The organism is Acidobacteriota bacterium (assembly GCA_012517875.1).
Taxonomy (GTDB): Bacteria; Acidobacteriota; JAAYUB01; order JAAYUB01; family JAAYUB01; genus JAAYUB01.
This window is the reverse complement of sequence record JAAYUB010000140.1, coordinates 1-9562: the sequence shown is the minus strand read 5'-3', so window position 1 is coordinate 9562 and position 9562 is coordinate 1. Positions and strand designations below refer to the sequence as shown.

General features: G+C 65.0%; 8 protein-coding genes. 3 read left to right on the top strand and 5 right to left on the bottom strand.

The window, feature by feature from the left end:
• Positions 1-77: 77 nt before the first annotated feature.
• From GX414_14375 to GX414_14360, 4 genes are all read right to left on the bottom strand, one after another.
• Positions 78-908: a hypothetical protein gene (locus GX414_14375; protein NLI48285.1), complete on the bottom strand. Its 831-nt coding sequence runs from the start codon at positions 906-908 to the stop codon at positions 78-80.
• 10 nt (positions 909-918) lie between these two features.
• Entirely contained in the window at positions 919-2805 is a 1887-nt protein-coding gene (locus GX414_14370; protein ID NLI48284.1) for a hypothetical protein, read from the bottom strand.
• A 113-nt stretch (positions 2806-2918) separates the two neighbouring features.
• A complete protein-coding gene (locus GX414_14365) occupies positions 2919-5810 on the bottom strand; it encodes a diguanylate cyclase (protein ID NLI48283.1) in 2892 nt (963 codons plus the stop codon).
• A 9-nt stretch (positions 5811-5819) separates the two neighbouring features.
• The gene (locus GX414_14360) at positions 5820-6041 is read right to left on the bottom strand and encodes a hypothetical protein (protein NLI48282.1); all 222 of its coding nucleotides are present in this window, start codon (positions 6039-6041) and stop codon (positions 5820-5822) included.
• Between the two features lie 153 nt (positions 6042-6194).
• Between GX414_14360 and GX414_14355 the strand changes: the two genes are divergently transcribed.
• The 3 genes from GX414_14355 to GX414_14345 are packed head-to-tail and all read left to right on the top strand — an operon-like array spanning position 6195 to position 8699.
• Positions 6195-7151, top strand: a complete 957-nt coding sequence (locus GX414_14355; GenBank protein ID NLI48281.1) for an SDR family oxidoreductase — start codon at positions 6195-6197, stop codon at positions 7149-7151.
• Positions 7148-8122, top strand: coding sequence for a UDP-glucose 4-epimerase GalE (galE, locus tag GX414_14350; GenBank protein NLI48280.1), 975 nt, complete (start codon positions 7148-7150; stop codon positions 8120-8122). The genes GX414_14355 and galE overlap by 4 nt, the downstream gene beginning before the upstream one ends.
• A 10-nt stretch (positions 8123-8132) precedes the next feature.
• Entirely contained in the window at positions 8133-8699 is a 567-nt protein-coding gene (locus GX414_14345; GenBank protein ID NLI48279.1) for a hypothetical protein, read from the top strand.
• Positions 8700-8717: 18 nt separating this feature from the next.
• Here the strand turns inward: GX414_14345 and GX414_14340 are convergent, their stop codons facing one another.
• The gene (locus GX414_14340; protein ID NLI48278.1) at positions 8718-9542 is read right to left on the bottom strand and encodes a response regulator; all 825 of its coding nucleotides are present in this window, start codon (positions 9540-9542) and stop codon (positions 8718-8720) included.
• Positions 9543-9562: the final 20 nt, after the last annotated feature.

The following is a 9562-nucleotide window of genomic DNA, read 5'->3' as shown; positions in this document are numbered from 1 at the left end:
GATCAGAAAGAGCCGCAAACCGGGCGACAGTATAGCCCGCGGCCGGGGGGAAGTCAATTCAGTCGGGGACCGATCGCCTATTCCATGAACTTGGCGTTGACGTTGGAACCGTGGATCGCGTTGTGGCAGGAGGTGCACTGCGCGAAGCGCGGGTTGCCCATGTCGTGGAACGTGGGCGTGTCCGTGTGGCACGACAGGCAGAGGAAGCGGGTGCTGCTCCGCGTCAACAGGTGCGGATTGGTGCTGCCATGGGGCAGGTGGCACTCACGGCAGCCGTCGCTCCCGGTCGCAAGGTGCTTGTAAAGAAACGGTCCGGAGGCGTCGGGGTGGCAGCGGGCGCACTTTCGATCAATCCGTTCGGCGCGGATCTCGGCCCTGGACCGGTGCGGGTCGTGGCACTGGACGCACAGGTTGCCGATCCGGCTGGCCTGGTGGTGGTACGGCTTCATGATCTCGGCGTGCTGCCGGGCGTGGCATGGCGTGCAGGCGTCCAGGGTCTTGACGGGCAGCAGGCGGGCCGCCGGCGAGGGCCGGGCCGCCGCGGTCTTCTCCGTGTGCCACATGTCATGGCAGGACAGGCAGCCCCGGCCGCTTCCGGAGTGGGAGGACTCCGTCCGGCGGTAGCCGGTGTGGCACTTCACGCAGACCGTGAACGCCTCATCCGGCTTCGGGGATCGGAGCGTGCGGATGTTATCGGCGCTGGGATCGTCGCCCTGGTGGACGCCGTGGCAGTGAGCGCAGAGCACCCCGTTGGCCAGGTTGTGGGGCGTCTTGCCCAGGCGGGCGTCCAGGCCGTCGTGGCAGCCCAGGCAGTCGGTGTAGCCGGTCTCCGCGGTCGGCTCATCGGCGGCGGCCGGCAGCGCCGTGAAGATCAGGGCAAACAAAACGAGCAGGACCGGATGTTTCATGGCACACCCCTCACTTGTGGATCCAGCGCAAGGCGACGGTCAACTGGTTGAAGCTGTAATCGTGGGCGGCGAACAGGTCGTCCTGGTAATCGAAATAGCGGCCGGCAACCAGGACGGAGATGTCCTTGAACAGTCCTACTTCGACGTTGGCCTGGCCGGCGAACCGTGACAGCGGGTACGACTCGCCCGAATCGTCGAGATAGTGGAACGAGAGGCCGCCCTTGATCCGTTCGCTACCGTCGAATCCGGCGTAGACGTACACGCCGTTCTGGGCCGCCTCGTATTCCTCCACCGGCGTGACCGGGATGTCGTCCACGGCGTAGCTCAGGCCGATCCGGTAGTTGCAGTCGAACAGTGTGTAACCGGCCCCGATGTGGATCCCGGTGCGGGGTGCGTAATCCACGGCGGCGTCGATCAGCCGCAGCCGGCTGTCCAGGCCGACGTGGTCGTCGTCCAGCCGCGAGTCGCGGAAGCTGGCGTTGATCGTCAGCGTTTCGGACAGCGGCTGGCTGGTGCCCACCTGAAACTCGTGGCGGGAGCGCCCGGCCGTCCGGAACGTCGGCTCGTCGATGGACTCGTACCGGTAGAACCCACGGAAGTCGGCGCCGTTGTCCAGCCTATACTTGCCGCGCAGCTCGTAGGTATCGCGCGTGTATTCGTCGAAGATGTTCGATTCAACCACCTGATCCCGGCTCAGAGTGTGGGTCAGCTCGCCGTCCCGGCGGTGGTACCCGGCGATCAGCGACAAACCGTCCGCGGGCCGGACGGTGGCCTCGACGGTGTGCGCGGTGGAGCGATTTTGGTAGTGATACGTCTCGCCGTACGCTTCGGTGAATTCGATGGGGTCGCCGTTGACCGGGAAAAGGCGCAGCGTGTCCGTCAGGGCGACCGCCGAGTCCGTCTTCAGGTCTCGCCAGTCAAGGCGGTACTCCACGCCCAGCCAGTCGGTGATGTCGACGCCGAGCCGTAATTCAAGATGATGTTCGGGCAGGGTCCCCGTGCCCGCAGCCTCGAGCAGGATTTCGTTCCGGGACACCATGTCTTCGAAGAGGAACTGCTTGAGATCGATGGTGTCGACGTCGAGGCTGCCGTCGCCGTAGGCGTACACCAGGTCGGCGGAGATCCGGCCACCGGTGTACCCCAGTTTGACCGTGGACACCGGGATGTCACCGTCGTAGACCAGTGTGCGGTCGAGTTCGGTCAGTTCGATGGTGTACAGGCCCAGGCCGGCGCCGCGGCTCGTCGAGCGGAGGTACGGCGAGCGTTCACGCAGGGTATACCACGACTGGGTAAATCCGGCCAGGAATCCGCCCCGGGAGAATTCCACGCCGGCGCGGAGTTCTCGTTGGGTGTGGTCCTTCTTGATGGGAATCTTGAAGCTGTCGCCCCAGTAGAAGGCCCCGTAATTGAACTCGTCGCGGACGCGCAGCAAACCGTAACCGAAATCGAAGACGAAGTGGGGCACGCGCCTGAACTTGAAATCGAAGTCGAAGTCATCCCGCGCCAGATTCCGATCGTTGAGTCCGTAGTTGTAAGCGGGATCGGAAAAGTAGTCGTAAAGGTACGCATATTTGACCCGCACCTCATAGGTGCCGTGCTTGAGGAACCGGACGTCCAACCCCTTGGAGCTGTCGTCGCGGTTGGCAATGGACAGATCGACGCGTAGCTGGTCGAACCAGTGACCTTCCTTCCTGGGCGACAGGGCGAAGCGGTATTGGTCCAGCAGGAACCCCTCGGTGTTGTCCTGATGGTTGCGGTAGTAGTCGTCGCCGGCGTCCCCGAAGAGGAAAGAATAGCCGATAGTGAGGTCTGACTCCAGATCGTACTCCGTTCCCTGTGCAAGGGCAAACGGCGTCAGCAGGAGGGCCAGCAGCAGGAGACAGGCATTCTTATGCATGGCGTCCTCGCCCCGGAAAATAAGCACGCACCGATTATCTGATTTTAAAGATGCAGATTTGATTCGTCAAGTTAATTGGTCAGTTATTCCGTCGCAGTTGGGTCGGGACGGGGTCAGCTTTCGCTTTCGACGGGCTTGGCGGCGGAAGCCGGCATGGGTTCCGCCACGGTGCAGTTGCGGCCGCGCTGTTTGGCCTGGTACATCAGAGTGTCCGCGGTCCGGATCAGCCGGTCGGGAAGTTCGTCCGGACGATCCACGGGGCTGGTGGCGGTGGTCACCCCGATGCTCACCGTGCAGTGGACGGCCTGGCCCTCGTGTTCCACCGGGTAGTATTCCAGCATGAGCCGGATCTTTTCGGCCACCCGCTTGCCTCCGTCCAGCGGGGTTACGGGCAGCAGCACCAGGAATTCCTCGCCGCCGAAGCGGGCGATGCAGTCGGTGGTGCGCAGACCGGAACGCAGGCAGCGGGCGACGTGCTGCAGGACGCGGTCGCCCAATTCGTGGCCGTGGGCGTCGTTGATCGCCTTGAAGTGGTCGATGTCCAGCATGAGGAGAGTCAGCGTCTCACCCGGGCGAGACCGGGCCAGCCGGCGGCATTCCTGAATGAGGGACCGGAGAAAGTAGCGCCGGTTGAACAATCCGGTCAGTTCGTCGGTGGTGGCCAGTCGCGACAACAGAGTGTTCTTCTTTTCCAGTTCGTGGGTGGCGGTGCGAACCAGCTCGCTGAGGTGCTCTTTCTCCTGTTCGATGGCGTGCAGGCGCCACCGGAAGAGCAGGAAGATGAGCAGGCAGACCAGGATTGCGGCCAGCAGCTGAAACAACGGATTCTGCCAGAACGGTGGGGCGATCCAGAAGGAGGCCAGTCGCGCCTTACCCTGCAGCCGGGTTCCCTCGAAGTGGTGGATGTCCAGCGCGTATTCTCCGGCCGGCAGGTTGGTGAACTCCCGTTGAAACACCTGACCTGGCGCGGAGAAATTTTCATCGAAGCCGCTGAGCTTGGAGCTGACCCGAAGGTTCTGCGGATCCTGAAACCAGAGCACGTCGAATGCAAAACGGATGCTCCGCACGCCGGCGGGAAGGGCTAGGTTGTGGGCCTGGCGGTACAGGAGCCGTTGACCGCCCCGCAGCGTCACTTCCATCCGGTCCAGCGCCACCTGGGGGCGTCCTTCCGGCGGCCGGTTCGGATCGACGATGGCGCGACTGACCCGGCTGGCGCCGCCGAACGTGCCGAACCAGAAATTCCCCTCGCCATCCGCGGTGGCGCTGTGATGGGTGGTGAACTCGTCTCCGGCCAAGCCGTGGGCGGTGGTCAGGGTGCGGATCACGCCTTCCGAACGCGTGTCCAGAAGCGCCGCCCCGGAATCGGTGCCCAGCCAGAGCAGGTTGTCACCCGCTCGGAGGAAGACGGTGCAGTTCAGGTTCGGCAATCCGGCGGCGAGACCGATATGGTTGAACTGCCGGTCGTCCCGCCAAATGTACACGCCCCGGTTGGTAGCCAGCCACAGCCGACCGTCCAACCAGATCATGTCGTAGATGGAGAGGAGCGATTGATTGTCAGGCGGCTGGAGGGTGATGAACCGGCGGCCGTCAAACCGAACGAAGCCGCCGCCGATGGTGCCCAGGAACAGATCGGACCGGCCGGGAATGCGGGTGATCCGCCGGACATAGTTGACCGGCAGGCCGTGCTCCTGGGTGTAAGCCTGGATCCCGTCCGGTGCGATTCGCGACAACCCCTGGCGCCCGCCCGCCCAGACCACGCCGTCGTCGTCGCGGTACAGCTCCAGCACCTCATTGCCGGCCAAGCCGTCGGCCGCAGTCAGGATCCGGCGCCGGGCGCCGTCGATCACCACCACGCCGCCGCCGTCGGTGGACAGCCACAACCGGCCGTCAGGCGTGGGCAGGATGGTCCAGACATAATAGCGACGGAAATATCCGTCAGGGTCCGGGTAGGCCTGCATCCGGCCATCGGCATAGAAAAAGAGCCCCTCGGTGGTGGCACACCAGGTCCGCCGCCGGACAGCGTCCCAGGTCACCGCGATGACGCTGCGGCCGGGCAGGCCCGCCCGGGCGTCGAAGATCTCGGTCTGCCGTTTGGCCAGGAGACTGACACCGTGGTTGGTCCCGAACCAGAGGTTGCCCTCGCGGTCCTGGAACGACGACCAGACCGGCAGTCCGCCCAGGCCGGTCGCCGAGTCGAACCGGTGGAGCCGATCGCCGTCCCACTGGAGCAGTGACACAGTGGTGCCGGCCCAGACGGTGCCGTCGCCGTCCTGGACTAGGGTCAGGATGCGGTATGGGCTGGATCCGGTGACGGGCCCGGCGGGCGTGCCGCGCGCGCGGTCAATGAAATACAACCCTGCATCCGTGCCCACCCACACATCGCCGCCGGCAATGGCGCGCAGATCATTGACGGCGGCCGGGAGCAGATAACTGCGGACGTCCTCCGGCTGCTTCGGATCCATGCGGAACACGCGGTGGGTGGTGGTGGCGACATAGAGCGCCTGCCCGTCGGTGGAGAGTGCAGTCAGCGGATCCACCACGCCGGCGATGCCGACGGCCTCCCAGACATCGCCCGGGCCGAGCCGGTACACGGCCCGCTCGGCCATCAGGTACAGTTCGCCGCGCAGGGTCACGAACCGGCGGACCCGGCCGCCGAGGTCCTGCTGGAAAATGAAACGGTCCTGCAGGGCGTTGTAAACGCACGGACCGCGGAACGTGCCCGCCCAAAGCCGGCCTTGGCTGTCCACACCGATGGCTTCAACGACATTCTGGAGCACGCCCTGCGCGTCCCGGTAGGTGACGAACTGCCGGCCGTTGAAGCGCGAAATCCCGCCGGTGCAACCGATCCAGACATAGCCCTGATTGTCCTGATGAATCGCCCACACCTGCGAGGAGGCCAGCCCGTCTTCGGGGCGCCAGTTGCGGAACGGCAACACCTGGGCGGGAGCGAACGCCGCCGCGCCCCAAACCGCCACCAGCATGTATAACCAGGCTGTTCGTCTCAAGTGAGTCCGTCAGGATATGGTTTTCTTGTTTCTCAGCCGGACGAGCGACTCGTCATTCACACCGACGGCGATGAGGGCGATGGCGCAGTCGACGTGGTAACGGTTGCGCTCCTCGTGCCAATCACGCACCCACAACTGGCACCGGTCACGCAGACACGCCCGATCCAGCAACGGACAGATCCTGGCCGTCGCCGTGGCGCTCGGGTCAGGGTCGGGCACAAAGTCGTCCATATGGGGAACTCCTTGATGAGGATATTGTAACAACAAAACCCCGCCGAATCGGTACAAATCTTTCTGTCCGACCCCGGCACGGGCGCGCCGCGGACGCTTGCCTTGCCGGGTGGCGGCGGTTATACTAACCCAAACTCCGCAGGAGAGGGGCGCATGAAACGGATTCTGGTCACCGGCGGCGCAGGTTTCATCGGCTCGCACCTGTGTGAGCGCCTGCTGGCTTCCGGCCACGAGGTGATCTGCCTGGACAATCTGTTTACGGGCCAGAAGCACAACATCGAACACCTCCTCGACCAGCCCCGGTTCGAGTTCATCCGGCACGACCTGGTGGAGCCGATCCTGCTCGAGGTGGACCAGATCTACAATCTGGCCTGCCCCGCCTCCCCCGTCCACTACCAGTTCAACCCGGTGAAAACCGTCAAGACCAACGTGATGGGGACGATCAACATGCTGGGCCTGGCCAAGCGAGTGCGGGCGCGCATCCTTCAGGCGTCCACCAGCGAGGTGTACGGCAACCCGGCGGTGCACCCCCAGCCGGAGACATACTGGGGCAACGTCAATCCGATCGGTGTCCGCAGTTGCTATGATGAGGGCAAGCGCCTGGCCGAAACCCTGATGATGGACTACCACCGCCAGAACCGGGTGGACATCCGCATCGTGCGCATCTTCAATACCTATGGACCCCGCATGAGCGTGGGCGACGGACGGGTGGTGAGCAACTTCATCGTCCAGGCGCCGCGGGGCCAGCCGATCACCCTCTTCGGCGACGGCAGCCAGACCCGCTCGTTCTGCTTCATTGCCGACATGCTGGACGGGCTGATCCGGATGATGAACAACGGCGACGATTTCATCGGCCCCGTCAACCTGGGCAATCCCGAGGAGTTCACCATCCGAGAGCTGGCCGACGCGGTGCTCCGGCTCACCGGCTCGTCCTCGCCGGTGGAGCACCGACCGCTCCCCCCGGACGATCCGGAACGCCGGCGACCCGACATCACCCTGGCGCAGGCCCGGCTCGGCTGGGAACCGCGCACCCCGCTCGCGGAGGGCCTCATACCCACCGTCGAGTACTTCCGGCGCGTGCTGGCGGACCCGGCGGGAGGCGCGGCATGAAGGTCATTGTCACCGGCGGCGCCGGCTACATCGGCAGCCACACGGTGCAGTGTCTCAGACACCGCGGCATGGCGGTGCATGTCCTGGATGACCTGTCCACCGGCCACCGCGCGGCGGTCCTCGACGCCGAGTTCTACGAGCTGGACCTGCGCCGCCGCGAGGCGGTCGCCGCGGTGTTCGCGGCCGTCCGGCCCGATGCCGTGATCCATTTCGCCGCCCACTGTTACGTGGGCGAGTCGGTGATCAATCCACGCAAGTACTTTGAAGACAACCTGGCCACGACGCTCAACGTGCTGGGCGCGATGGTGGATACCCGCTGTCACCGCTTCGTTTTTTCGTCCACCTGCGCCACCTACGGCGACCCTGTCCGGGTGCCCATTCCCGAGGATCATCCCCAGAACCCGGTCAATCCGTACGGGGAGTCCAATCTGTTCATCGAGCGGATCCTGCACCGCTACCATGAGGCCTACGGGCTCCGCTACGCCGCGCTCCGCTATTTCAACGCGGCGGGCGCCGATCCCGAGGGCCGGTTGGGCGAAAGCCATGATCCGGAAACCCACCTGATTCCCCTGATCATCCGCGCGGTGCTGGACCCCGGATTCAACCTCACAGTGTTCGGCGAAGACTATCCCACACCCGACGGCACCTGCATCCGCGATTACATCCACGTGACCGATTTGGCCGACGCCCACGTCCGGGCGCTGGACCGCCTGGACGCGACCGACGGGAGCTTCGCCCTGAATCTGGGAACCGGTCACGGGTACTCGGTGCTGGAGGTGATCCGCCGGCTGGAGGCCGTGGCCGGGCGGCCGGTCAAACGCACGCTCGGACCCCGCCGCGCGGGTGATCCACCGGTGCTCGTGGCGGCGGCCGACCGCGCCGTCGCACTGCTCGGCTGGCAATGCACCCATTCATCCATCGACGAAATCCTGGCCACGGCGTGGCGGTGGCACCAGGCGCCGCGGTTCTGAGGCGGGCGACATGGCGCAACCCGTGGAACGCAAGCAGACGGTCCGGCGCATGGGCAATCGCCGGCCACTGGGACGGTGGTGGTGGGTGGCGCTGGCCGCCGGACTGTCCTGGGCTGGTTGGGCCACCGGTGACGAGGAGCATAAGCGCGAGCTGCCCCCGAGCCCCCGCATCGAGGAAACCGTGGATCTTGCGGCCATCACCCAGGCGAGCGAGTTCACTGCATTCATGGAACGGCACAGTTTTCCTCTGCCTGACGTTCCCCTCGCCCGCTTCACCGCCCGGGTCGCCGGCCGGCCGATCATCACCGCGGTTTACCGCCTGACTGATGCGGCCGCGGTGGGCCGAATGTACTTTGATTTTCAAGAACAGCTCGGCGTCAACCTGAACCTGGACGCTTCGCCCGACAATCGCTGGACGGTGTACAAGATCACCCCCCTGGCCAACAACCGATCGGGATCCGGCGTGCTGTCGTACACGAACGGCCAAGCCGGCTACGCGTTGCAGTACGCGTTCCAGGGCAACTATGAGCAGAATCTGGCGACGGTGACGGTGGCGCTGAAACCGTCCACACCCTGATCCGGTCCGTGCCCGGTGTCAGCGCCGGGCCAGCACGGACTGGATCATCGCCAACACATCCCCGGATTGGAACGGTTTGGGCAGATACTCGACGGCGCCGGCGTTGAGGATCTCCTGGATCCATTCCTCGGAGGCATAGCCGCTGGTGATGATCACGGGCACCTGGGGCCAGGTCCGGCGGATGGCGTCGAATACGGCGCGACCCCGACTCTCGTCCATGCTCAGATCCATGATGGCCAGGTCGACGGGGACGGTTTCGCCCTGACAGAAGGCCAGGGCTTTGTGGGGATCGTTGAAGACAGTCACGGTGAAATCCCGTGCCTGCAGCAACTTTTGGAGGAAGAGAGCCACCAGCTCCTCGGTGTCCAGGACCAGCACCCGCCCCACGACCGGCGCCGGCGCCGCACCAGCCGCTTCGGCTTCAGCAGGTTCCGCTTGCAGCGGCAGGTACAGGCGAAAGGATGTGCCGCAGCCGGCCCGGGTTTCCACGTGAATCCCACCGCCATGATTCTGGACGGTCCCGTACACCATGGGCAAACCCAGACCGGCTGGCTGGCCCGCGGTTTTCGTGCTGTAGAACGGCTCAAAGATGTGGGGAAGCACCTTGGGGTCGATGCCCGGGCCGGTGTCCGAAACCTCCACCGCCAGGTAGTCCCCCGCGCGTTTTAGGTGCAACACCTGGCTGTCTGCTTCAGATAACCGGGCCACGGCGGTGGTGAACGTCAGGGTCCCGCCGTCGGGCATGGCGTCGCGGGCGTTGATGGCCAGATTCATGAGCGCCTGGTAGAGTTGATTGCGATCGCCGCGGACCACGGCCGGATCCGCCCGCAGTTCCAGGGTCACCTGAATGTTTCGCGGGAATG